Annotated in this window: 22 protein-coding genes; 10 read left to right on the top strand and 12 right to left on the bottom strand. The window is 67.5% G+C overall.

Translation table 11 applies throughout. The features are described 5' to 3' along the window. Positions 1-25 precede the first annotated feature (25 nt). The 5 genes from DTA22_RS18530 to DTA22_RS18510 all read right to left on the bottom strand — a co-directional run bounded on the left by DTA22_RS18530 (position 26) and on the right by DTA22_RS18510 (position 5,764). Entirely contained in the window at positions 26-1,186 is a 1,161-nt protein-coding gene (locus DTA22_RS18530) for an enolase C-terminal domain-like protein (protein WP_037243853.1), read from the bottom strand. Between the two features lie 27 nt (positions 1,187-1,213). After that, positions 1,214-2,536, bottom strand: a complete 1,323-nt coding sequence (locus DTA22_RS18525) for an ABC transporter substrate-binding protein (RefSeq protein WP_037243855.1) — start codon at positions 2,534-2,536, stop codon at positions 1,214-1,216. A 26-nt stretch (positions 2,537-2,562) separates the two neighbouring features. Then, a complete protein-coding gene (locus DTA22_RS18520) occupies positions 2,563-3,444 on the bottom strand; it encodes a carbohydrate ABC transporter permease (RefSeq protein ID WP_037243858.1) in 882 nt (293 codons plus the stop codon). Between the two features lie 5 nt (positions 3,445-3,449). Then, positions 3,450-4,409: a carbohydrate ABC transporter permease gene (locus DTA22_RS18515; protein WP_005238763.1), complete on the bottom strand. Its 960-nt coding sequence runs from the start codon at positions 4,407-4,409 to the stop codon at positions 3,450-3,452. A gap of 269 nt (positions 4,410-4,678) precedes the next feature. Then, complete coding sequence (locus tag DTA22_RS18510) at positions 4,679-5,764, bottom strand: hypothetical protein (RefSeq protein ID WP_112300510.1); 1,086 nt, start codon at positions 5,762-5,764, stop codon at positions 4,679-4,681. A gap of 56 nt (positions 5,765-5,820) precedes the next feature. Between DTA22_RS18510 and DTA22_RS18505 the strand changes: the two genes are divergently transcribed. Then, positions 5,821-7,002 (top strand): hypothetical protein, encoded by a 1,182-nt coding sequence (locus DTA22_RS18505; protein WP_112300509.1) that lies wholly within the window; start codon positions 5,821-5,823, stop codon positions 7,000-7,002. Positions 7,003-7,048: 46 nt separating this feature from the next. Here DTA22_RS18505 and DTA22_RS18500 read toward each other — a convergent pair whose 3' ends face one another. Further along, positions 7,049-7,873: an NAD-dependent epimerase/dehydratase family protein gene (locus tag DTA22_RS18500; protein ID WP_037243863.1), complete on the bottom strand. Its 825-nt coding sequence runs from the start codon at positions 7,871-7,873 to the stop codon at positions 7,049-7,051. A gap of 172 nt (positions 7,874-8,045) precedes the next feature. Here DTA22_RS18500 and DTA22_RS18495 point away from each other — a divergent pair, with 172 nt between their 5' ends. Next, entirely contained in the window at positions 8,046-9,125 is a 1,080-nt protein-coding gene (locus DTA22_RS18495) for an ABC transporter ATP-binding protein (RefSeq protein WP_112300530.1), read from the top strand. Positions 9,126-9,178: 53 nt separating this feature from the next. Beyond that, a complete protein-coding gene (locus DTA22_RS18490; RefSeq protein ID WP_037244248.1) occupies positions 9,179-10,084 on the top strand; it encodes a 5-dehydro-4-deoxyglucarate dehydratase in 906 nt (301 codons plus the stop codon). Between the two features lie 67 nt (positions 10,085-10,151). Here DTA22_RS18490 and DTA22_RS18485 read toward each other — a convergent pair whose 3' ends face one another. Further along, complete coding sequence (locus DTA22_RS18485; RefSeq protein WP_112300508.1) at positions 10,152-11,855, bottom strand: peptide chain release factor 3; 1,704 nt, start codon at positions 11,853-11,855, stop codon at positions 10,152-10,154. 212 nt (positions 11,856-12,067) lie between these two features. Between DTA22_RS18485 and DTA22_RS18480 the strand changes: the two genes are divergently transcribed. Next, positions 12,068-13,699: a fatty acyl-AMP ligase gene (locus tag DTA22_RS18480; RefSeq protein ID WP_037243867.1), complete on the top strand. Its 1,632-nt coding sequence runs from the start codon at positions 12,068-12,070 to the stop codon at positions 13,697-13,699. Between the two features lie 66 nt (positions 13,700-13,765). Here the strand turns inward: DTA22_RS18480 and pth are convergent, their stop codons facing one another. Together pth and DTA22_RS18470 are read right to left on the bottom strand one after the other, a co-directional pair. Continuing rightward, positions 13,766-14,338, bottom strand: a complete 573-nt coding sequence (gene pth / locus DTA22_RS18475; protein WP_037243869.1) for an aminoacyl-tRNA hydrolase — start codon at positions 14,336-14,338, stop codon at positions 13,766-13,768. Positions 14,339-14,445: 107 nt separating this feature from the next. After that, the gene (locus DTA22_RS18470; protein WP_037243870.1) at positions 14,446-15,072 is read right to left on the bottom strand and encodes a 50S ribosomal protein L25/general stress protein Ctc; all 627 of its coding nucleotides are present in this window, start codon (positions 15,070-15,072) and stop codon (positions 14,446-14,448) included. A 288-nt stretch (positions 15,073-15,360) separates the two neighbouring features. On the opposite strand from DTA22_RS18470, the gene DTA22_RS36075 reads away from it, so the two are divergent. Together DTA22_RS36075 and DTA22_RS18455 are read left to right on the top strand one after the other, a co-directional pair. After that, positions 15,361-15,519 carry a hypothetical protein gene (locus DTA22_RS36075; protein ID WP_160118524.1) on the top strand — a complete coding sequence of 53 codons (159 nt, stop codon included), beginning with the start codon at positions 15,361-15,363 and terminating at the stop codon, positions 15,517-15,519. Between the two features lie 302 nt (positions 15,520-15,821). After that, positions 15,822-17,072: a GAF domain-containing protein gene (locus DTA22_RS18455; RefSeq protein WP_112300529.1), complete on the top strand. Its 1,251-nt coding sequence runs from the start codon at positions 15,822-15,824 to the stop codon at positions 17,070-17,072. Between the two features lie 6 nt (positions 17,073-17,078). Here the strand turns inward: DTA22_RS18455 and DTA22_RS18450 are convergent, their stop codons facing one another. The 3 genes from DTA22_RS18450 to DTA22_RS18440 all read right to left on the bottom strand — a co-directional run bounded on the left by DTA22_RS18450 (position 17,079) and on the right by DTA22_RS18440 (position 20,307). After that, positions 17,079-18,551, bottom strand: coding sequence for an FAD-dependent oxidoreductase (locus tag DTA22_RS18450; protein WP_112300507.1), 1,473 nt, complete (start codon positions 18,549-18,551; stop codon positions 17,079-17,081). A 96-nt stretch (positions 18,552-18,647) separates the two neighbouring features. Continuing rightward, a complete protein-coding gene (locus DTA22_RS18445; protein WP_112300506.1) occupies positions 18,648-19,091 on the bottom strand; it encodes a PPOX class F420-dependent oxidoreductase in 444 nt (147 codons plus the stop codon). A 40-nt stretch (positions 19,092-19,131) separates the two neighbouring features. Next, positions 19,132-20,307: an aminotransferase class V-fold PLP-dependent enzyme gene (locus DTA22_RS18440; protein ID WP_112300505.1), complete on the bottom strand. Its 1,176-nt coding sequence runs from the start codon at positions 20,305-20,307 to the stop codon at positions 19,132-19,134. A gap of 146 nt (positions 20,308-20,453) precedes the next feature. Here DTA22_RS18440 and egtA point away from each other — a divergent pair, with 146 nt between their 5' ends. Genes egtA through egtD form a run of 4 tightly spaced genes read left to right on the top strand, consistent with a single transcriptional unit; the run spans position 20,454 to position 24,691 of the window. Further along, entirely contained in the window at positions 20,454-21,668 is a 1,215-nt protein-coding gene (gene egtA, locus DTA22_RS18435; RefSeq protein ID WP_112300504.1) for an ergothioneine biosynthesis glutamate--cysteine ligase EgtA, read from the top strand. Further along, a complete protein-coding gene (gene egtB, locus DTA22_RS18430) occupies positions 21,668-22,972 on the top strand; it encodes an ergothioneine biosynthesis protein EgtB (protein WP_112300503.1) in 1,305 nt (434 codons plus the stop codon). Before egtA ends, egtB begins: the two co-directional genes overlap by 1 nt. A gap of 1 nt (position 22,973) precedes the next feature. Beyond that, entirely contained in the window at positions 22,974-23,720 is a 747-nt protein-coding gene (gene egtC / locus DTA22_RS18425; protein WP_112300501.1) for an ergothioneine biosynthesis protein EgtC, read from the top strand. Next, on the top strand, positions 23,717-24,691 hold the full coding sequence (egtD, locus tag DTA22_RS18420; protein ID WP_112300499.1) for an L-histidine N(alpha)-methyltransferase: 975 nt from the start codon (positions 23,717-23,719) through the stop codon (positions 24,689-24,691). The genes egtC and egtD overlap by 4 nt, the downstream gene beginning before the upstream one ends. The last annotated feature ends 5 nt before the right edge of the window (positions 24,692-24,696 follow it).

Here is a 24,696-nt window from a genome sequence, read left to right as displayed (position 1 = left end):
GTTCGGTGCCGGCGACGCGGCGCACTCAGTACTCCGCGACGAGGTTGGCCGCGATGTACTCGAGATCGATGTCCTCGCCGAGGCCCGGTCTCTGCGGCATCGCCACCATGCCGTTCTCGTCGACGGGGTCGACGATGGACTTCAGATGCGGCGGCACCCAGTCGTAATCGACGTGCGGGTGCAGCAGGCCGCGCTCGTACCACTGGACGTTGTTGCCCGCTCCCACGAGTGCGAGGTTGGGGGCGCCGTTGCCGTGGATCTCGCACTCGAGTCCGAAGCCCTCGGCCATGTGCATCGTCTTCAAGGCCGGTGTGATGCCACCACCGTTCATGGCCCCGACGCGCAGGATGTCGCACGCGTCGTTCGCAATCCAGTCGGCACGAGATCGATGCCGGCCCGGGGTGGTCTCGGGTCCGATCACCGGGGTGTCGATCTGGTCGGCGAGCCACTTGTACGAGCGCAGCGAGAACTCGTCCATCGGCTCCTCGAACCAATCGAACTTCAGCCGGTCCAGCTCGCGACCGAGCTTCAGAGCGTCGGTGCGCGAGTACCAGTGGTACCCGTCGAGCATCAGCGAGAAGTTCTCGCCGACGGCATCACGCACCGCGGCACACGCGTCGATGTCCCGGGTCAGGCTCGGGGAGCCCGGTAGCGGAGGCATCCACGTGTGCAGCTTGATGCCCTGGTAGCCCCGCCTCTTCAGCGCGACCGCGAAGTTCGCGTAATCCTCCGGGGTGGCCAGGCCGCCTTCGATGTCGTCGCCGCACATGGTGCTGGCATACGCCTTGATCTCGGTGCGCGCACCGCCGAGCAGCTTCCACACCGGCGTGTCGAACTTGTTGCCCACCAGGTCCCACAATGCCTGGTCCAGGTAGCTGCAGCTGTGCTCGGGAAGTTCGACCGCCCGTGTGCGCTGACGGATCGCGAACTTCTTGTCCATCGCCTCGCGTGCCAGCGGATCGGCGCCGATCAGGACAGGCCGGAAGTGCTGCTCCACCTGATCCTGCCGAAGGTAGTTCGGCTTGCCCAGAACGTAACCGCTGACGCCGTCGGAGTCGGTGATCCGCAGGAGCGCCCCCGTCGAAGGCACGGACGGGCCGGGATGGCGATGACCGTACGAGTCGACCGAGGTGCGTGCCTCGGTCTTGAAAACCTGCACGGCGACTTCTGTGATCACGCTGGACATGATGATTCGCTTCCTGTTCGAAATCTTCTACTTGCCCTGGCGGGCGATGTACTTGGCCATGGAGCGATCGAGTTTCTCGGCGAAGTCGTCGGCGAAATCCTGTGCGCTGAGCTGCCCGATGAGCACCTTCTGCCACTGACCGAGCATCTGCACCTGAACGATCTTCCCGAAGTCGGGGAGGTAGTCCGGAGGCGTGACCAGTACGGTTTCCGGGTCGTCCAGTGCCGCGAGCGCAGCCTGCACCGACTGCATGTTCGCGAACTCGGGAGCCGAGCGCGCAGTCTTGTTCACCGGGATCTGTCCGACGCGCTCGTTCCAGTACGCCTGCGATTCCTGGGATGTCATGAACTCGACGAACTTCCACGCCGCGGCCTGATGCCGGCTGCTCTTGAACACGGTGTACGACGGGAACGGGTCCGTCATGACGGTACGCTTTCCGTCCTCGTTGCGCGGCAGCGCCACAGCTCCGGCCTTGTCGCCGAGAGCCTTCTCGTGGTTGCTCAGCGAGCCGAGGTTGTGCTGCATCATGGCCACCGAGCCGCCGCCGAAGCTCGCGACCATCTGCGGGAAGCCGTTGTTGACGTCGGCGGTCGGGGTGTCGACGTCGTAGAGCGCTGCGAAGCGTTCGATGGCGTCGACCATCTCGGGACGGTTCAGCGTCGATTCGCCGTCTTCGAAGAAGCTCTCGACTCCGGTGCTGGCGAACATGTACTGCAACAGTGGGTAGATCGATCCGGCCCCGCCGCGAATCGTGAATCCGTAACGGCCGTCGTCCTTGTCGGTCAGAGTCTGTGCGGCTTGGTAGAACTCGTCGTAGGTGTCGGGGGGTTCGATCCCGGCTTCGGCGAACCAGTCGGCGCGGTACCAGAGGGTGGCGTTGTTGCTGGTGTAGGGGAGACCGTACAGGTGCTCGCCACCGCCGGATTCACGCGCCGACTCGAGAATTCCGGCGTCGTATTCGTCGTGCTGCGGTGACGCCGCCACGAAGTCGTCGAGTGAGATGACGGCGTTCTGGGCGACGAGCGGGGCGAGGTAGGCGGTCGAGACGATCCCGAGATCGGGTGCCGAACCGCCGGCGAGCGCGGTCTGGTACTTCTGCTGGGCGCTGTCCGACGGCAGGCCCACGTATTCGATGTCGATGCCGGGGTTGGCGGTCTCGAATCGCCGGATGAGCTCCTCGTACAGCGGAGTGCGGTCCGGACCGGCGTTGTTGTCCCAGAAGGTGAGCCGGGCGTTGTTCGGGTCGCCGAGGGCGCCGTCGGGAAGTGAGGTTTCGGAACTGCAGGAGGCGAGCACGAGCGTGGCCGCCGCGCCTACCAGGGTGGTACGCAGGAGCGTTCGCCGGTTCATGGGGGTCCTCTTTTCGAAAGTCATGATCAGCCCTTGACCGCGCCGGCGCTCAGGCCCTGGACGAGGTACTTCTGGATGACGGCGAAGACGGCGACGACCGGCACCGCGGCGATCAGACCGCCGGCGGCGAGAACTCCGAAGTCGACGTTGTAGGAGCCGATGGTGTAGCTGAGCCCGACCGGCAGGGTGAACTTCTCCTGGCTGCTGATGAACATCAGGCCGAACAGGAAGTTGTTCCAGCTGCCGATGAAGGCGAACGATCCGACGGCGATCAGGCCGGGCCGCAGCAGCGGCAGCATGATGATGCGGAACGCGCGCAGGCGTGAGCAGCCGTCGACCATCGCGGCCTCTTCCAGTTCTACCGGAATCTGCGCGATGAAACCTGCCATCAGCATGGCGGCGAGTGGAAGCTGGAACACGGTGTCGGCGATGATGAGGCCGGTCAGATTGTTGACGAGGTTCATCTCGCGGAACACCTGGAACAGGGGGATGAGCAGCATGGCGCCGGGCACGAACTGGCTGCAGAGCAGCGCCATCACCAACGGGATCTTGGCGCGAAATTTGAAGCGGGCCAACGCATATCCGGTGGCCAGTGCGACGAACGTGGTCAGGACGAGCGACAACGCGGCAACGATGAGGCTGTTCTTGAAGAAGAAGCTGAAGCCGAGGGTGTTCCACACGGTGTCGAAGTGCTCGAACGTGATGGGCCAGGGGAGCATCGAATTCGATCCGGCGGGCCGGAAGGCGAACACGATCATCCAGTAGAAGGGGACGAGGGTGAACAGCAGGTACAGCGCGAGCGGCAGTCCGACGCTGAACAAGCGCGGCTTCGTCTTGTGTACGCGCAGCTTCCCGGTGGTGTCCGGCTCGGACAGCGCAACGGCGGGACGATCGGTGGTGGTGGTCACGACGGTCAGACCTTCTCACTGTTGAACTTGCTCAGGCGCAAGTAGAGGATCGAGCAGAACAGCAGGATCACGAATGCGACCGTGGTGAGCGCCGAGCCGTATCCGAAGTCCTGGGCAGTGGTTGCGAGCTGTGAGACGTACAGCGGCAGTGTGGTGGTGACGTCGGCCGGGCCACCCGCCGTGAGGGTGTACAGCAGATCGACGTTGTTGAACTCCCACACACCGCGCAGCAGCGTCGACAAGATGATGACGGCCTTCAGGTGCGGAAGGGTGACGAAGCGGAACCGCTGCCAGCGGTTGGCGCCGTCGACGTTGGCGGCCTCGTAGAGGTCCTTGGGAGCGCTCTGCAGTTCGGCCAGGATGAGGATGGCGAAGAACGGCACCCCGCGCCACAGCTCCGCGACGCCCGTCGCCCAGAACGCGGTGTCCGGATCGGCGATGGGAGCGGCCGTGCCGTCGCCGATTCCCATGTTTCCGAGAAGCTTGAAGAGGCCGGTCGACGGGTTGTAGATGAGCAGCCAGATGCCGGTGGTGAGAACGCCGGACACCGCCCAGGGGGAGAACACGAGAGCGCGGGCCAGGCCGCGGCCCCGGAACACCTCGTTGACCAGCAAGGCCAGTCCGAGTCCGAGGATCAACTGGAACACGACCTGGAATCCGACCCACTTCGCGGTGGTGACCAGGCTGGTCCAGAAGAGGGAGTCGGCGAACATCAGCCGGAAGTTGTCCAGGCCGGCGAAGCCGTTGTCCCACGGCGTCGTCGGGTTGTAGTACTGCAGGCTGTAGTAGAAGACGCTGCCGACCGGGTAGAAGATGAAGACGGCCAGCAGGATGACCACCGGTGCGATCAGGATGTAGGGGGCAGAGGCTCTGCGCCAGGCCGGTCTGCGACGGGTTCGACCGGGAGAGGCCGGCGCCGCCGGCGCGGACTGCCCTCCTGGCCGGGGGGAGGTGGTGGTGACCATGGTGCACGCTCCGAAGTTTCGGTGCCGGTCGCGCCGGCGGGTCAGGGGATTGTGGCTACTGCTGCTGAGGCGAGATCACGGGGGTGGCTCGTCAGCGTGGAAAGCGAGGGGAACGACGCGGTCTTCGGCCTGCCCGGGGCACCCAGTGTGTGTCGGGGGTTCCCGTGGCGGCCATTGCGCATCACGTTCATGTATGTGAACTCACGTCCTCTATGTGAATTGTCGAACTCACTATGACGGCAGTCACAAGGTCTGTCAAGGGTGACCGCCTAGGCATTGCGGACGAGCCACTCGGCGGCCTCGACCTGCATTTGTGCCGAAAACCGGTGTCCGCCTGCGAACCACTGCGTGGTGAGCGCCTCGGACCCGTCGTACCCGCGCCGCAGCACGGCCTCGGAGTCACGCATCCCCTGCCGGCCGAAATGGGAGTCGTCCAGCGCGAACTGAACCAGCAGCGGCCGCGGCGCATGGCACGCGGCGATCTCGGGCCAGTCGCACACGGCCGGCAGGCCCGGAGTGATCATCAGCCACGTCGTATCGTCTGCCCTGCCGTCCGCGACATCCGCGAAAGTGCTCATCATCGCGGTGATCACCCCCGCTCGCAGGCGTGTCGAACACGCCAGCAGGTGTGCGACACGAGCGCCGCCGCCCGAGAATCCCGTGGCCGCGACCCTGTTCGGATCGACGCCGTCCGTCGTGAGGAGCACGTTCAGCGCCCGAAGATCCTCGGCGACGACCTTGCCGGCCAGTGAGGTGCCGGTCAGGGCGGCGGCTTTGGCAAGGCCGTGTTCGTGCTCGCGGGCTGCCGCGTCGTATCGGCGCCGACGGATCCCGGGAGTGTCCGGACCGGGTGGGAATGCGGCGTATCCGGCTGCTGTGGCCCGGTCCGGTAGTTCCGGCCAGGGCACGCGCCGGCTACCCCACGGAAACACGTCGTGGACGAGTACCACGAAGCCCGCGTGCACGAGCGCAGTCGCGACTGCCCTGCCGTCATAACCGCGGGTCCGGAGTTCGCGAATGCCCGGTGGGACTCCGTCGGGACCGTCCGCCACCTTGTCCTTGCCGTAGAACTTCACGCCGTCGTGCGCGTGCATGAGCAGCACGGCGGGACGAGCCGTGGTCTCGCCCGGGTGGTCGGGGCGCAGGAGCCAGCCCGCGGTGTCCGGACCGTCGTCGCCGGCGGCCCAGGTGAGTTCGCGGCCTGCGACACCGTGTCGACTCCACGACCTGCCATATCGCACGTCGGGTGTGCCCACCGTCGGTTCGTCCGTCACGCCGAGGACCTCGCGAACGGCGTCGCGACGCGCGTCGGCCGGGGTCGGTCGTGGACAGCCGGCCGAAAGGTGTGTTCCCATGTGTGAACTCCGTCTTGTCTATCGAACTCTGTACTCGAACCGTTGAGGGGACCCGCATGTCCGGAAGAACAGTCGATCGCATCGTCGCGCACGCGTATCCGTGGGACGTGCTCGGTGATCCGCACTTCGTCGACCGAGCGCGCACGCTCGGGGTTGCCGAGATCTCGCTCGCCGCCAGCTATCACTCGACCCGCGCGGCAACCCCGTTGCATCCGGCCCACAAGGTGGTCGACGCGCATCACGCCGCGCTGTACCGCCCCATCCGGCCTGCGGCGTGGGACGGACACCCGGTCACGGCCCGGGCGGCGACGTGGGGCGGATCCGAGGATGCGTTCGCCGATGCGGCTCGCATCCTGATCGACGCGGGCATCCGCGTGAACGCATGGATCGTTCTGTCCCACAGCACAATTCTGGGGCACGCGCATCCCGACATCACCGTCGTCAACTGCTTCGGCGACCGCTACCCGTACGCGCTCGCGCCCGGGCATCCGGACATCGTCCGCTACGCCCGCACCCTGGCGGCGGAGTCGGTCCGCGGTGTCGACCTGCACGGGGTGTCGATCGAAGCGTGCGGACAGCTGGGGATCGCCCACGTCGGCCCGCACGAGAAGTCCGACGGCGCATTTCCGGGCATCGGCGACACGTTGATGTCGATCAGCTGCACCGAACGAGAACGCGCACTGTGGGCGGAGCGGGGCGTCGATCCGGACAAGATGACCGCGAAGCTGCGTTCCGGCGTGGACGCGCTGGCCATGGGGACGCTCGCTGCGGACGCCGCGATCACCGACGTCCTCGGCGAGGCGGAGGCCGACGCGGTGCTGTCCGTGCGCCACGCGGACGCCGATGCGCTCCGGGGTGCGGTGCTCGGCGCCGTACGTGCGGAGATCCCGTCGGCCCGCGTCACGCTGCACTGCCACCCGAACCCCTGGAAGACCGGGCCGTCGCCCGCGCTGACCTCGGCTGCTTCGGGAGACGTCGACGCCGTGCTCGTCTCGGCCTGGCCGGGGACGGCCGAAACCGTCGCCGTCACGAAGGACACCCGGGCGATCGTCGGAGAGACCGTCGACGTCGGCGCTTACGTGTCGGTGTTGCCGCCGAAGAATCTCGACGACGTGAGCGGTCATGTCGCGGCCACGGTCGCGGCCGGAGCCAACGAGCTGCACCTCTATCACCTCGGGTTGGTCAACAAGGTGCAACTCGACGCATTGGGGCGCATCGTCGGCGACCACTCCCTCTGACGCATCGGGGGTGGGCACCACCGCTGGTGCCCACCCCGGCTCGACGTCAGCGCATCCGTTGTCCGAGCGGGTGGTCGCAGAACGCGCCGCCGACACGCTGGAGGATCGGGTCGTCGAAACTCCATTCGTGGTCGGCCAGGAACTCGTCGGCGAACACCTCTGCGTCGTCCTGGGGTTCGTACCCGATGGCTGCGCCCTCTGCTGCGGACCACCAGCTGCGCGTGTTCCGCGAGATACCCCACACGGTGTGAAATCCCTTGGCGGAGTCGGACAGTGCGGCCTCGATCAGGCGAGCGGTGTCGGCCGGTGACATCCAGGAGGCGAGACCGCGGTAGTTGGGCGGCCGGTCGAAGCTCGAGCCGATCCGCAGGTTGACGACGTCGATCCCGAAGCGATCGTGGTACAGCCGGCCGAGCGCCTCGACTGCTGCCTTGCTCCAGCCGTAGAACCCGTCCGGACGCGGCGGGACGTCGCCGGGCAGCGGGTTCGAGCCGGCTTCCGCGTGTGTCCAGAAGCCGACGGCGTGGTTGCTCGACGCTGCGATCACGCGCGTCACGCCGTGTGCGACGGCGGCCTCGAACACCGCCTGGGTGCCGTCCACGTTGACGGACAGAATGTTCTCCCACGAGTCCTCGGTGCTGAGTCCGCCCAGGTGAAGTACGGCGTCGACGCCGTCGACCGCAGCAGCGACGGCCGCGCGGTCGGTGACCGAGCCCTGGACGAACTCCTCGTGTTCGGGGTCGGTGTCGGTGATGTCGGCGATGTCGAACAGACGCAGTGTGCGGCCGGGCTTGCGGAGCAAGGGTCGCAGCATCTCGCCCATGTTTCCTGCGGCGCCGGTGATCAGCAGACGCGAGGCGGTGTCGGTCATGTCTTCTCGTACCTCTCTGGGAGTAAGCCTTGTAATGCACATCACGGTAGTACATACTTCGAAACGAAGTCACTATCTTGACGAAGATTCACGTATGTGAACAAATCACGTGCTTCGTACTCCCACTCGGATCGTCCGGCACGTTCCTGCCGGTGAAGGGACCACCACCATCATGGCAACAGTCGCATTCCAAGGCGTCACCAAGTTGTTCCCCGGCGGCGACAAGGCCGCCGTCGATCACCTGGACCTCGACATCGAGGACGGCGAGTTCCTCGTCCTCGTCGGGCCGTCCGGCTGCGGCAAGTCGACGTCCCTGCGCATGCTCGCGGGACTCGAAGACGTGGACAGGGGCACGATCGCCATCGGGGGCAACGATGTCACCGAGTTCCAGCCGAAGGACCGTGACATCGCCATGGTCTTCCAGAACTACGCCCTCTACCCGCACATGACGGTGGGCGAGAACATGGGCTTCGGCCTCCGCATCGCCGGTGAGGACAAGGCCGAGATCAGGCGTCGCGTCCAGGATGCCGCCAAGATCCTCGACCTCACCAAGTTCCTCGACCGCAAACCCAAGGCCCTCTCGGGTGGTCAGCGGCAGCGAGTTGCCATGGGACGCGCCATCGTTCGCAAGCCGCAGGTGTTCCTGATGGACGAGCCGCTGTCCAACCTCGACGCCAAGCTACGTGTCCAGACCCGTGCGCAGATCTCGGCGCTGCAGCGCCGTCTCGCCACCACCACCGTCTACGTGACGCACGATCAGGTCGAGGCCATGACGATGGGTGACCGCGTCGCCGTCCTGAAAGACGGAGTGCTCCAACAGTGCGACACTCCGCGCCGCATGTACGAGCACCCGAACAACGTCTTCGTCGCCGGTTTCATCGGCTCGCCCGCGATGAACCTCCTCGAACTTCCCCTCGTCGACGGCGGTGTCAGCTTCGGCGGCTCCGTGGTCCCCGTCCCGCGTGGTGCGATCGCGGGCATCGGCGAAAGCTCGGTCACGCTCGGTGTGCGTCCGGAGGATCTCGTGATCACCACCGGGAGTGGACTCGACGTCACCATCGACGTCGTCGAAGAACTCGGCGCCGACGCGTACGTCTACGGCCAGGCGGACATCCACGGGCGCAAGCAGCCCATCGTCGTTCGCGCCGACGGTCGCATCCCGCCGAGGCGCGGAGAGGTGATCACCCTGTCGTACGCGGCAGAGCGCACCCACCTGTTCTCCACCGTCACCGGTGAACGACTCGTCGACTAGTCGCGACCCAGCTCTTCGACTGCCACACCCGACCATGATTCAAGGAGTCAACCATGCTTGACGGAGTTCTGTTCTTCCCCGTCACACCGTTCGACAGCAACGGCGACGTCGACCTTCCCGCACTGGCACAGCACATCGAATCCGGCGTCGCGGCCGGGCCGGGTGGAGTGTTCGCCGCGTGCGGCACCGGCGAGTTCCACGCGCTGTCCGCGGCCGAGTTCCGGACCGTGGTGGACACGGTCGTCACGGCCACGAAGGGCCGTGTCCCGGTCTTCGCCGGCGCCGGTGGAGCCCTGCCCGTCGCGAAGGAATTCGTGGCCATCGCCGAGGAGGCGGGAGCGGACGGCATCCTGCTCCTGCCGCCCTACCTCGTCGGCGCGCCTGCGCAGGGCCTGGTTGAGTACGTGAAGCAGGTGTCGGAGGCGAGTGACCTCCCGGTCATCGTGTACCACCGCGCGAACGGTCAGTTCACCGAGCAGAGTGCTCTCGCGGTCGCGCGACTGCCGAAGGTCGTCGGGTTCAAGGACGGCGTCGGTGACCTCGACCTGACGTCACGAATCGTGCGTACTCTGCGTGATTCTCTCGGCGACAAAGAATTTCAATTCTTCAACGGACTCCCGACCGCGGAGGTCTCGCAGCAGGCCTACCGGAGCATCGGCGTCACGCTCTATTCCTCCGCGACGTTCGCATTCGCTCCGGATGTGTCTCTCGCCTATTACCGGGCGCTCGAGGAGGACGACACCGAACTGGTCGCCTCGCTCAACCGCGAGTTCTTCCATCCGCTGGTCCGGCTTCGCGACACCACTCCCGGATACGCCGTCGCGCTGGTGAAGGCGGGTGTGACGTTCACCGGCCTCGACGCCGGATCGGTCCGGGCGCCGCTCGTCGACGCCAGCGCGCAGCACCGGTACGAATTGGAGCAGATCGTGGCGGCGGGGCGGAAAGTGCTGGCGCAGTAACGTCTTCGACCATCGGCGGGGCGGGACCCCGTCGATGGTCGAAGCGTTCGTCAGCGGCTCGTGGACACTAGTCGGCGGCGGCCACGAGAGGCTCGAGCGTGAGGTCGGGCAGCTCCTTCTGGATGTACTGCAGGCGCCACTTGTCGCTGACCAGAGCCAGCATCACCCCGTCCGAGCGGGTGAACACCTCGACGCCGCGCTGACGGTTCAGCTCGTCGGCCGACTCGGCGTCGGTGCGCCGCGCCAACGCATAGCCCAGAGGTTCCATCCGGGCCTCGACGTTGAACTCGGCCTTCATCCGCGCCGCGACCACCTCGAACTGCATCGGACCGACGGCCGCCATGACCGGCGAGGCGTCGCCACGCAGGTCGTTGCGGAGGATCTGCACGACACCCTCGGAGTCGAGCTGATCCACGGCCCGCCGGAACTGCTTGTACTTGCCCGCGCTCTCCGCCCGCAGGATGGAGAAGTGCTCCGGCGCGAACGACGGGATCGGCGGGAACTCCACCTTCTTCTCGAAGAACAGGGTGTGGCCGGGGGCGAGCGCGGTCGCGTTGACCAGTCCCACCACGTCGCCGGGGTACGCCGATTCCACGGTCGAACGCTCGCGACCGAACACGGTCTGCGCGTACTTCGTCGTGAACGGTTTGCCGGTCTGGGCGTGGGTGACCACCATGCCGCGCTCGAACACGCCCGACACGATGCGCATGAACGCCAGCCGGTCGCGGTGCGCGGTGTCCATTCCGGCCTGGACCTTGAAGACGACCGCACTGAACGGGTCGGTGACCTCGCGAGGGGTGCCGCCGACGTCCTCCCGGGCGCGCGGCGGCGGCGCCAGCTCGACGAGCGTGTCGAGGATCTGGCGGACACCGAAGTTGAGCATCGCCGACGCGAAGATCACCGGTGACGTCTGGCCGCCGAGGAACAGTTCCTGGTCGTGGTCCTGACCGGTGGCCGACAGCAGCTCGCTCTCCTCCGCGGCGGTCTCCCACTCGGAGCCCTCCTTCGCGAGGGCGGCGTCGGCGTCCATGACCTCTTCCGGCGCGATCTTCGCGCCACCCGCGGTACGGGTGAACCGGATGTACTCCCGCGGGGCACCGTCCTCGCCGCGCCGCAGCAGGCCCCGGAAGTCGCCGGCGATCCCGACGGGCCAGTACAGGGGAGTGGGGGTGAGACCGATGCGTTCCTGAATTTCGTCGAGGAGCTCCAGCGGCGTCTGGCCCGGCCGGTCCCACTTGTTGATGACGGTGATCACCGGGATTCCGCGGTGACGGCACACCTGGAACAGCTTCAGCGTCTGCGGTTCGAGACCCTTCGCGGCGTCGATCAGCATGACCGCGGCGTCGACCGCGGTCAGAACGCGGTACGTGTCCTCCGAGAAGTCGGAGTGACCGGGAGTGTCCACCAGGTTGATCACGTTGTCGACGGGGTCGTCCGCCGACGCCTCGGTCGAGCGGTAGTTGAACTGCAGGGCCGTGGAGCTGACCGAGATACCGCGGGCCTTCTCCATCTCCATCCAGTCGGACACCGTCGACTTGCGGCCCGCCTTGCCGTGGACCGCACCCGCTTCGGAGATGACCTTCGCGTGGAGTGCGAGAGCCTCCGTCAGTGTCGACTTACCGGCGTCGGGATGGGAGATCACGGCGAACGTTCGGCGACGTGACGCCTCCGCCCGGACACCCTTCTCGGATTTCCCCTCCGGTGAGCCGGACGTGGCGACAGGCGCCCCCTCGGCTGGAATGGTGTCGGCCGAGTCGGACGGGGTAGTCAACGAAGAACCTCTCGGGGGACGTGATGCGTGCAGGAAGGCCGTGTGGCCGCATACCAGGTTACTCGGGTGCCGAACACGTACTCGCAGCACAGTCACATCCAGGGAGGAGTAACGATCGGAGGCCGGTGAGGGATTTATATGGGTGAGTCGTCGGGGCGCTCCGGAGTTCATCGTTTCTGCGTTCGGACACCCGTATGTGCAGGAGGAAGACTGTGAGCAAGTTCACCGACGAGATGTACGCGACCGCGGCGAGCAGCACCCGTGGCCTCAACACGGGTGAGCCCGACGCGCCGCTGCGGCAGCCGTGGGGCGAGATCCACAAGGCCGCGCGCCGCATGGCGGGGGCGCTCGCCGAGACGGGTATCGGCCACGGCGACGCCATCGGCATCCTCGCCGGTCAGCCCGTCGACATCGCACCCTCCTGCCAGGGCACCTGGATGCGCGGGGCGTCCGTCACCATGCTGCATCAGCCGACGCCGCGAACCGACCTGGCCGTGTGGGCCAAGGACACCGAGACCGTCATCAACATGATCCAGGCGAAGGCCGTCATCCTCGGTGCGCCGTTCGACGCCGCCAAGCCGCTGCTGGAGGAGCGCGGCATCACCGTGGTGACGGTGGCCGAGCTGAACGAGGGCACGGAGACCGACCCGGTCGAGACGTTCGAGAGCGACATCGCGCTGCAGCAGCTCACGTCGGGTTCCACCGGTTCGCCCAAGGCCGTGCAGATCACGCACGAGAACTTCTACACCAACGCGTACGCCATGATCGACCGCATCAAGTTCTCCATCGAGGACGACGTGATGATCAGCTGGCTGCCCCTGTTCCACGACATGGGCATGGTCGGGTTCCTGAGCGTGCCGATGCAGGTCGGCGCGGAGGTCGTGAGCATCACCCCGATGGACTTCCTCCGCACGCCGCTGCTGTGGGCGGAACTGATGGGGAAGTACAAGGGCACAGTCACAGCCGCCCCCAACTTCGCGTACTCGCTGCTCGCCCGCCGCCTCAAGCAGGCGGAGGACGGCGCCGTCGACCTCAGCACCGTCCGGTACATGTGGAACGGTGCCGAGCCCGTCGACCCCGAGACGATGAACAAGCTCGCCGACGCGGGCGCCCGCTTCGGCCTGAACCCGTCCGCGCTCGCCCCCGTCTACGGCATGGCCGAGACCACCCTCGCCGTCTCCATCCCGGATCCGGATCAGGGCCAGGTCCTCGACCTCGTCGACCCGGATCTCCTCGAGGCGATGCAACGCGCCGTCCCGTCGAGCAAACCGAACGCGCGTGCCCTCGCCACTCTCGGAAAGATGGTGCCGAACCTGGAGGGGCGCGTCGTCGACAGCGAGGGTGACCTGCTCCCGACCCGCGGTGTCGGCATCATCGAGGTCCGCGGCAAGGCGGTCACCCCCGGATACATCACGGTCGACGGGCACAAGCCCGCGCAGGACGCGGACGGCTGGCTGAACACCGGCGACGTCGGCTACTTCACCGAAGAGGGCCTCGTCGTCGTGTGCGGTCGCGTCAAGGACGTCATCATCATGGGTGGCCGCAACATCTACCCGACCGACATCGAGCGGGCCGCGGGCACCGTCGCCGGAGTGCGTCCCGGCAACGCGGTGGCCGTCCGCCTCGACGCGGGGCAGAAGCGGGAAAGTTTCGCCGTCGCGGTCGAAACCAACGATTACCAGGACCCCGAAGTGGTCAAGCGCATCGAGCACGAGGTCGTGCATGCGGTGTTCTCCGAGGTCGGTGTGCGACCCCGCACCGTCGCCGTCCTCGGCCCCGGCAGCATCCCCAAGACGTCGTCGGGCAAACTCCGCCGCGCCACGTCGGCGAATCTGGTCAGTTAGGCCCTGCGGGCCCGTGCGTGGTTGACGAGTCTCTGGACTCGCTCACCACGCACGGGCGCGAAGCGCCTAGTGCAGGCGGTTCTGCGCGGCCTCGAGCCCGACGCGCAGGACCAGTTCGACGGCGTCGGCCGACTCTTCGCAGACGAGGTCGAGTTCCTTGCGTTCCACCGACGAGAACGGCTTCAGGACGTACGACGCCGGATCCATCCGTCCGGGGGGACGACCGATTCCGACGCGGGTGCGCAGATAGTCCTTGGTGCCGAGTGCACTCGAGATGGACCGCAGTCCGTTGTGCCCACCCTCGCCGCCGCCCTGCTTGAGGCGAATCGTCCCGAAGTCGAGGTCGAGTTCGTCGTGGATGACCACGATATTGCCCGGATCGACGGAGAAGAACCGGGCCAGGCCGGCGACGGCGGAACCGGACAGGTTCATGAACGACCGCGGTTTGGCGAGGATCGTCGGACGGCCCTCGAGTCGTCCCTGGACGATCTCGGCGCCGCTTTTCTTGTGCGCGCTGAACTTGCCACCCATGCGAGAGGACAGCACGCCGGCCACCATGAAGCCGACGTTGTGCCGGGTCTTCTCGTACTGCGGTCCGGGATTGCCCAGGCCCACCACCAGGGCGGTGTCTTCACTCACCGACAGGGTCCTTCCGTGCGTGAGGGGGTCGTGTCAGACGACAGCGGCGCGTCACCCCGGACAATCCGGGACGACGCGCCGCCGACATCAGTGCGGTTGCGAGAGGATCAGCTCTCGGCGCCCTCTTCGGCCGGAGCCTCGGTGGGCTCGGCCGCGGCTTCGCCGGTCTCCTCTTCGAGGTCGGCAGCGGTCGGGGCTGCGACGACGTTGACGATGAGCAGTTCCTCGTCGGCCTGCAGGGTGGAACCCTTGGGCAGCTCGAGCTGGTTGGCCAGGATCTGGGTGCCGACCTCGAGGCCCTCGACCGAGACCTCGATCTGCTCGGGGATGTGCAGCGCGTCCGCTTCGAGGGAGATGGTGGCGGCGTCCTGCGCGACCAGGGTGCCGGCAGCGGCCTCACCGGTGACGACGACGGGAACGTCGACGGTGACCTTCTCACCCTTCTTGATGACGAGGAGGTCGGCGTGCTCGATGTAGTTACGGATCGGGTGAACCACGACCGACTTGGTGAGCGCGACCTGCTCCTTGCCCTCGATGTCGAGGGTCAGGATGGCGTTGGTGCCGTGCGCGCGCAGGATGGCGGCGAAGTCGCGGGAGGGGACGTTCAGGTGGCGGGGGTCCTCACCGTGGCCGTACAGGACCGCGGGGACCTGGCCGTCGCGGCGCGCGCGGCGGGCGGCACCCTTGCCGAACTCGGTGCGCACGGCGGCTACGAGGCGATTTTCGTCAGACATGGTGAAACGGCTCCTACAACTCACGGTGGTAACTGGCGGGCGGTTCGAGTCGACGAGGGACGAACACGCGACGGCCAGGAGCGAAACGCTCGAGCAGAGCCGTCGCCGCGTCGATCACGGTGAGCCAGTCAATGGGAACTTCTGGTTCACCCTCGCCGAGACAACTTATGGAACTCTACCGGATGGCCCGCTGACCTGCTAATCGGGTGTCCTCGGGCGGGCTGCGCGGTGCCGTGGCCCGTATCCCAGAGGTATCGAACTTCTCGATTCCCGACGGCGGAGGACCTCGTGACCGCCACGCTCGACGCCACCATCCCGCAGCCGGGACACATCGCCGGGCGGCGGCTGACCGGATTCGGCGGTCGCGGTGTCGTTCAGCTGTGGCGCGACGACGACGTCGAGCGGCACGCCTGGACCTGGTCTGGTACGACCACCTGCCGTACCTGAACTCCCCCGACCGCTGGCCGGTGTTCGCCCAAGGGCGGCTCGCGAAGTGGTTCGAGTTCTACGCCGACGCAATGGAACTCAACGTGCGGATGGGAACCGAGTTCACCCGCGGCACGTCGTCCCGCCACGGGAATGAGTGGGGTGCCGAACATTCCGCAGATCGCGATCGCGACACGTTCGAGGGAACCATCGAGCATTCGAGCTGTTCGCCGGCGGCACCGAGATGCAGGTCGGTCGCGGCATTACTCGAAGTATCTGGCCGTCCAGATCAAGGATCAGGAGGAAGGGTTGCAGCCGATCCGATGACGGACAGTGGTGTGGCTCACAGCGCCGGGGGTAGCCTCGGCGTTGTGAGCGCTGAACGTCCGACCACAGACCGGCTGACCGCAGTGGCAACCGGTGTGGATCTGCCGCGGCATGCGCGGCTGCTCAGCCGGGTGCACGACGCCGTGCTGTCCGGGCAGCAGCCGCCCGCGCTTCCGCGGGACGTGGTGGCGCGGTCGTGGTCCCGACTGCAGGCCGGCGGGGTGAGCCCGGACCACTGCGCGGAGGTGGAGCCCGCCGACTTCTCCGAGATCGAGGCGCGGCGTACCCGGACGGCGCTGCGCACGGTGCTCCCGGAACTGCGCAGCACGTTGACGCAGGTCGCGGACGACGCGAACTTCATCGTGGTCATCGCCGACGCCGACGGTGTCCTGTTGTGGCGGGAAGGATCCCGCGGGGTCCGGAAAGTGGCCGATGCCCTCGGGTTCACGGAGGGTGCGCGCTGGGCGGAGCAGGCGGTCGGTACCAACGCGATCGGCACGGCGCTGATCGAAGATGCTGCGGTGCAACTGTTCTCGGCCGAACACTATGCCCCTTCGCATCACGGCTGGTCGTGCACCGGGTCACCGGTGCACGACCCGCGCACCGGTGAGATCCTCGGCGTGGTCGACATCAGTGGGTCGGCGATGTCCGTACACCCGACCACGGTCGCGCTCGTCCGTACCGCGGTGCGCCTGGCAGAGGCGACGCTGTGGCGTGAGCACACGGCGCAACTGGACAAGCTGCGCGGCCGGGCGGCACCGTTGCTGGCGTCGGCGGGTGGTCCGGCGCTGGTCGTCGACAAGCACGGGTGGGTCGCGGAGGCGAGTGGCATCGCGGCGCCGGAGCGGGTCGCGCCGCCGAGCCTGGACCGGCCACTGCTCGTCCCGGGGCTCGGGCTGTGCGTGCCCGAACCGCTCGGCGACGGCTGGCTGGTGCGCAGGCGCGTCGACGGGGCGGCCATCGAACTGGAACTCGACCTCGGTGACGCGCCGCACGTGACGGTCCGGGGCGACGTCAACTGGACGCGGGCGCTTTCGCCCCGGCACGCCCAGATCCTGCGGGTGCTGTCGGTCGCGGGACCGGCGGGCGTCGACGCAGCCTCGCTCAGCGAAGCGTTGTTCGGCGACCGCGACCACGTGGTGGCGGTCCGCGCCGAGGTCTCGCGTCTGCGCAAGAGCCTCGGCGCGGTACTGAGTACCCAGCCCTACCGGTTCGCAGCCGGAGTGACGGTCCGGCTCGTCGGGTAGGCCCGGTCAGGCCTGCTTCGCCGCACTGATGCCGGCGCGGCGGCCGTAGAAGCTGCCGTCGCCGAGGGAGGTGCCGCTGGCGTAACCGCCCGCGCACACGCCGGACGTGCACCGCCCCGCCGCGAAGAGGCCGGGGATCGGTTCGCCGGAGACGTGCAGTACCTCGGAGTTCACGGTGGTCCGCAGTCCGCCGAGAGTGAAGCCGAGGGTGAACCCGCGCAGGTCGAGTGCCGCGACGGGGGTGCCGATCGGCTTCACCCACTCGGACTTCTTGTGCAGCAACGGGTCCGATCCTGCGGCGGCGTGCCTGTTGTACACCTCGACGGTCGACTGCAGTGCGCCGGCGGGCAGGCCCATGTCGGATTCGAGTTCCTCGACGGTCTCCGCCGCCCACTTCGGCTGGACGCGCAGGAACGGCGTGGCCGTGGTGGCGGCCGCGCCCTCCTCGTACGACTCCTCGTCGATGACGAGGAACGCCTGGTTGTCCTGGTGGAACAGGGTCATCTGGCCGATCCGCCCGGAGTAGGTGTCTTCCGGGACGTAGCGCTGACCCCGGCCGTTGACGAGGATGCCGCGGACGATCAACTGGGGGTCGCAGACGAACGCGACCTCGGTGGCGTCCATATGGGCGAGATCGGCGCCGAGGGCCTGCGCCATGAGGATCGACCGTCCGTCGTGCTCCTCGATGGCGGCACCGGGGCGGCCGATGAGCCGCGGCGCGTGGGCCTCGATCATCTTGTCGTTGTAGGCGAAGCTGCCGGTGGCGAGGACGACGCCGCGGCGCGCCCGGACTGCCACTTCCTTGCCGTACTGCTTGGCGACGATCCCGACGACGCGACCGGTGTCGTCCGTGACGAGAGTCTGGACGCGCATGTCGTATTCGGCTCGGACCCCTAGCTTTTCGGCGGTCTCGACGAGCGGCTTCATCAGCATGTAGCCGCCGCCCTTCTCGCCGGTCCGCTTGCCGTCCATCTGCGGAACGTGGCCGCGCGGTGCGGGGGTCGCGATCTCGTTGAAAGGCGCCGCGTTCTCGCCGCCGGAGTACATGAGTCCGTCGTCGAACGGGGGTTCCCAGCCGGGTTCGCCCCAGAAGCTTTCCTTGAACGGGACACCGCAGTCGACGAGCCAGTTGTAGTGCTCGACGCTGCCGTCGCAGTAGTCGGTGATCTTCTCCTCGTCGGCACCCGGGCCCAGCGCAGCCATCATGAACGTCTTCATGTTCTCGGGGGAGTCGTCGAACCCGCACGCCTTCTGCAGCGGCGTCCCTCCGCCGAGGTAGATGAAGCCGCCGGCGAGAGCGGCGGCGCCGCCCCAACCGCTGGTGCGTTCGAGGACCAGGACGTCGGCGCCGGCGCGCGCGGCCTCGATGGAGGCGGACACACCGGCGATGCCGTAACCGGCGACCACGACGTCGGCCTCGTAATCCCACTCGGCGACCGTTGCTGCGGACCGGGGGCGGATCGGTGTGGCGTCGACCATGGGTGGAAGTCCTCTCGGGCGGTCACAGGCGAAGTGTGACGTGGGTTACCCTCAAACTGTAACCTGTTACAAAACCCGATTCGGTGGATCTCCCGGTCAGTGGGACGTCGAGTCCGGAGGTCGGCGAGGGCCCGGCTGTCCGGGGAGGTCCGTCACGCCGGACAGCTCGTAGTGCAGCGTCGACGTGCGTGCCAGCCGGTGCGCGAGATGCACCCCGATCCGCTGCACCACCGGGTACTTCTCGTCGATCAGGGCGCCCGCGGCCCACGCCTCCTCACCGGACAGCAGTCGCGCCGTGGCCTGCGCCTGCGGACCCGTCGGCTTGCCGGACCACGTGCACGGGCGGATCCGGACGTCCGGGAAATTGCGCAGCCGCTTGTTCTTGGACGCCCGGCCCGGGGTGCGGAAGTACGCCCGATCGCCCTTCACGGCGAAATTGACGGGAGTGTCCACCCACGAGCCGTCGCGTTTGCGCGTCTGCAATTGCACGACCTTCTCCGCGGCGAAGCGTGGCAGCGCCGGTGATCCCTGGTCCGTCATCGCGAAGTCCTGGTTCTCGGGTGAATTCAGCCTACTGCGCCTAGTTCGCGAGTGTCCGCATCTCCGCGAGGAACCGGTCGAGGTCGTCCGGGGAGCAGAAATAGTGCGGCGATGCCCGCACCACGGCGTCCAGTCCGCGGGCGCTCATGTCCAGCAGTGTCGATCCGCGCAGGCTGGCCGTGACGGTGACGTTGCGGGCGGCCAGCTGCTTCCGGACGTCGCCCGGATCGAACCCGTCGATGGTGAACGAGACGATTCCGCAGCGGCGGGCGCCGAGATCGCGCACGGTGACACCGGGGATCGCCGCGAGCCCCGACCGGAGGTGCTCGGCCCCGGCCGCAACGGCCGCCTCGACGTCGTTCACCCCGAGGTCGAGGAGATAGTCGGCCGCCACCCCGAGACCGAGGCGTGCGGCGACGTCGCACTCCCAGAATTCGAACCGGCTCGCATCGGTCGCGATCCGGTACGCATCGGCCGCGGTCCACTCCGCGCTGTGCAGGTCGAGGGCGGCAGGCTCGAGGGTCGAGGCCAGTTCCGGCCGGACGTACAGGAAGCCGGTGCCCCGCGGCGCGCGGAGCCATTTGCGGCCCGTGGCGGAGAGTGCGTCGACGCCCAGTTGGCCCACGTCGAGGGCGATCTGACCGACGGACTGGCACGCGTCGAGCAGCACCAGCGCGCCGTGCGAATGTGCCAGCTCCGACACCTCACGGACGGGGTTGACCAGGCCGCCGTTGGTCGGCACGTGCACGAGGGACACGAGACGAACCCGATCGTCGAGAAGCGCCTCCAGGGCGGCGACATCGATCTGGCCTGCGGTGTCGCTGGGGATCACGTCGACCGTCGCGCCCACGGACCGCGCCCGCTGCAGGACGGCGATGGCGTTGCTGGCGTACTCGACCTCCGAGATCAGCACGCGATCGCCGGCCCGGAGCGGGACGGCATGGAAGAAGTCGTTCCAGGCGGTGGTGGCACTGTCCACCAGAGCGATGCTGTCGGCGCTCGCCCCGATCAGCCGGCCCAGGGACGACTTCACGGCCGCGAGATCGTCGGCTCGTTCGGCGGCCGCGACGTAGCCGCCCACGTCGGCCTCCCGGCGCAGGTGCGCGAACACGGCATCCAGGACCGGGGTCGGCGGAAGCGAGGAGCCCGCGCTGTCGAGGAACACCTTGTCGAGGCAGCCCGGGGTGTCCCGTCGCGCCTGCTCGAGGTCGAGCATGTCCGATACCTCCCTATTTGCAATGAATGGACTCGAACGTACCCGTGCAGGTTCCTCGAAAAGTATGCCGTTGGGGCGTGCATCGACGGCCGAGGCGCTCTAATGTCGATAACGACGTTCAGGCGGCGCCCGAAGGGGAGGGTCGAATGGCTACTGCAGTTCAGTCCGTCGAGGCAACGTGTTTCACGTCGCGGCCGGCGGCAGAGGCGTACTTGGGTGGTGTGTGCTTCAAACTGGGGCCACCGCAGTTGATCGGCGCGGAATTGGAGTGGCTGACCGCGCAACTGCCGGATTACGTGCGACCCGACCTCGCCGCTCTCGCCGAAGCTCTCGGGCCGCACACTCCCAGAACCATCGATCCTTCCTCTCCTGCTCAGCCCCTTCCCGGTGGCAGCGCCGTCACGGTCGAACCCGGCGGACAGATCGAACTGTCCAGCGCCCCCTATTACTCCGCACGCGAATTGTGCGACTATCTCGCCGCCGATCAGGCGGTTCTCGCGGAACTGTTGTCGTCCCGATCGATCCTCATGTCGTCCGAGGCCGCGGACACCCGACGGCCCGCGCAACGTCTCCTCCAATCGCCGCGGTACTGCGCCATGGAATCCCGCTTCACCGGCATCGGGCCCTTCGGGAAGCTGATGATGTGCAACACCGCCGCAACGCAGATCAGCGTGGACGCCGGGGCCGATCCGGTTGCCGTCGAGAAGCGGTGGCACCTGCTGCACGTCATCGGGCCGGCATTGATCGCGGCCTTCGCGTGTTCGCCGCGGCTCTACGGGGTACCCGACGGCCAGTGGGCGTCGCAGCGGATGCGAACGTGGCTCGAACTCGATTCGCCGCGCACCACCGGAACCCCGCACATCGCGGACTATGCGGGGTGGGTGCTGGACGTGCCGTTGCTGTGTATCCGCAACGACGGCACGGACTGGACGGCGCCCGACGGTGCAACTTTCGCGGACTGGGTCGAGGGCGCACTGGACGACGTGATCGGCCGCCCGACGCCCGCCGACCTCGACTATCACCTCACCACCCTGTTTCCGCCCGTTCGTGCGGCCGGTCACCTCGAGGTGCGCTACCTCGACGCACAACCGGGCGACCAGTGGCGGGTACCCATCGCGGCGATCGACGCGCTGCTGTCGGGTCCGGGTGCCATGGCCGAGGCACTCGACGCGGCGCTACCCACCGCCGAACGCTGGCGGGACGCGGCCGAGTTCGGTCTGGCCGACCTCGAACTGCGCGCTGCGGCAACAGCTCTCCTGTCCCTGGCGGCGGCGTACTCACCCGATCCCGAATTCGTCAGACTGCTCGACGCCGCCGCCGAACGATGTTGCCGGGGCCAGGCCCCGAGCGAGGACCGCTGATGGGTACCCGCGAAAAGATCGAGACGGTGTTGACACGGGCGCGGGAGCGCACCGCCGGGTTGACGGACTGTGTGGACGGGGAGGACCTCGTCGCACAGCATTCCCCGTTGATGAGCCCGCTCGTGTGGGATCTCGCGCACATCGGCAATCAGGAAGAGTTGTGGCTCGTGCGGGACGTCGGGGGCCGGGAACCGGTCCGCCGCGACATCGACGAGTTGTACGACGCATTCAAACATTCGAGGAACTCCCGGCCGTCCCTGCCGCTGCTGACCCCGGACGAGGCCAGGGAATACGTGCGTACTGTCCGAGCCAAGGCGTGGGACGTGCTCGACGGCAGCACGTTCCGTGGCCGGCCGCTCGAGGAGAACGGATTCGCGTTCGGCATGATCGCGCAGCACGAGCAGCAGCATGCCGAAACGATGCTCGCCACCCATCAACTGCGCTCCGGTGCCGCAGTGCTGGCCGCGGAGAGCGCGCCGCGTGTCGGCGGGGCGATCGACGAGGACGAAGTGGTCATTCCCTCCGGCGAATTCACGATGGGAACGTCGGACGATCCGTGGGCACTCGACAACGAGAGATCCGCGCACCCCGTGCACGTTCCGGCGTTCGTGATCGACGCCGTCCCCGTCACCAACGGCCGCTACCTCGAGTTCATGGACGACGGTGGTTACGTGCGGCCCGAGTTGTGGAGTGAGCGGGGATGGGCGCACCGCCTCGAAGCGGGGTGGGATGCACCCCAGTTCTGGGAGAACGACGGCTGCGGAACCTGGTGGCGCCGGAGGTTCGGGGTGACCGAGCCGATCCATCTCCAGGAACCGGTCGTGCACGTGAGCTTCTTCGAGGCCGAGGCGTTCGCACGCTGGGACGGCAAGAGGCTTCCGACCGAGGCCGAATGGGAGAAGGCCGCGCGGTGGGACCCGTTCACCGGCCGCTCGCGCCGATTCCCCTGGGGTGATGGCGAACCCGACTCCTCGTTGGCCAACCTCGGGCAGCGCCACCTCGGTCCCGCGGTGGTCGGGGCATACCCGTCGGGGGCGTCCCCGCTCGGCGTCCATCAGCTGATCGGTGACGTGTGGGAGTGGACGTCGTCGTCCTTCGAGCCCTATCCCGGTTTCTCGGCGTTCCCGTACCGCGAGTACTCGGAGGTGTTCTACGGCGGCGACTACCGCGTGCTGCGCGGCGGTTCGTTCGGTACCGATCCGGTGGCCTGCCGTGGGACGTTCCGCAACTGGGACCACCCGATCCGCAGACAGATCTTCTCCGGATTCCGCTGTGCCCGGAACCTTCCGGGGGACGACCGCTGAGATGTGCCGACACCTGGGCTATCTGGGGCCGGAACAGTCGGTGGGCGACCTCCTGGGGCGCGGCGAGAACTCGCTACTGTGCCAGTCCTACGCGCCACGCGACATGAGGGGCGGCGGAACCATCAACGCCGACGGATTCGGTGTGGGCTGGTGGGGAACGGACGGATTCTCCCGCTACCGCAGTGCTCAGCCGCTGTGGTCCGACCCCGCCGTGCGAGAGATGTTGCCGAACATCCGCTCCCGCGCCGTGGTCGCCGCCACGCGGTCGGCGACGGTCGGCATGCCCGTGCAGCACACGGCCTGTGCGCCGTTCTCCGACGAGACCTGGGCCTTCAGTCACAACGGGGTGGTGCGTGGGTGGCCCGAGTCGCTCGCGGGGCTCGCCGCGGAACTCCCCGTGCGCGATCTGCTGCAACTCGAGGCACCGACCGATTCGGCCGCGCTGTGGCTGCTCCTGCGCCGGGCGCTCGGTGAGCAGGACCCCGAGAAGGCGATGTGTTCACTTGTACAGGCCGTGGTCGCTGCGGCCCCGAACTCGCGAGTGAATCTGCTGCTGGGCAACGGCAGCGAACTGTGGGCCACCACCTGGCATCACTCGCTGTCGGCGCTCGTCGACGACGAGCGGGCCATCGTGATGTCCGAACCCTACGACGACAACCCCGCATGGCAATCGATTCCGGACCGTCACTTCATCAGCGCACGCCCCGGACACCTGATCGTCACCCCGCTCGAGATGGGAGCACGATGACCACCACACCGACACTCGAGGTGTACCTGCAGCCCGAGCAGCTCAAGGCAGGTCTGCGCAAGGACGCCACCGTCGGGCTCACCTCGAACCCGAAATGGCTGCCTCCCAAATACTTCTACGACGCCCGCGGGAGCGAGCTGTTCGAGCAGATCACCGCGTTGCCCGAATACTTCCCGACGCGCACGGAACGGGAACTGCTCAGACGATATTCGGGCGAGATCGCCGAGGTCGCGGCGCCGGAGATTCTCGTGGAACTCGGATCCGGGTCGTCGGAGAAGACACGGCTCCTGCTGGACGCAGGCACCCGCCGCGGAAACCTCCATACGTACGTACCGCAGGACGTGTCGGTGTCCGCACTCGAGGGCGCCGCGGGGCAGATCGGTGCGGAGTTCCCGAATCTGACCGTGCACGGCGTCGTCAGCGACTTCACCGAGTCGCTGCACCACCTTCCACGCGGTGGTCGCCGCACGATCGCGTTCCTCGGTGGCACCCTCGGGAACATGGTGCCCGCCGAGCGGGCGGAGTTCCTCTCCGGAATCGCCGACGTCCTCGAAGCGGGGGAGCACCTCCTCCTCGGTGTCGGACTGGTGATCGACCCCGCCGTCCTCGTTCCCGCGTACGACGACGCCGCCGGGGTGACAGCCCAGTTCAACCGCAACGTACTGCAGGTGCTCAACAGTCAGCTCGACGCCGACTTCCCGGTGGACGAGTTCCGGCACGTCGCGCTGTGGGACGCCGACAACGAGTGGATCGAGATGCGGCTCGAGGCCGAGCGTGCGATGTCGGTCCGCGTGGGCGAGCTGGATCTGGACGTCGAGTTCACCGCGGGTGAGCAGCTACGAACGGAGATCTCGGCCAAGTTCACCCTCGACGGCATCCGGCGGGAGTTGGCGGAGGCGGGATTCGACGTCGACCGCACCTGGACCGATCCCGACGACCGCTTCGCGCTGGTGTGCGCCGCGCGGAACTGACCGAC

Source organism: Rhodococcus wratislaviensis (assembly GCF_900455735.1).
GTDB lineage: Bacteria > Actinomycetota > Actinomycetes > Mycobacteriales > Mycobacteriaceae > Rhodococcus_F > Rhodococcus_F wratislaviensis.
The sequence above is the reverse complement of the archived record's forward strand: the minus strand, read 5'-3'. Positions and strand labels throughout refer to the sequence as shown.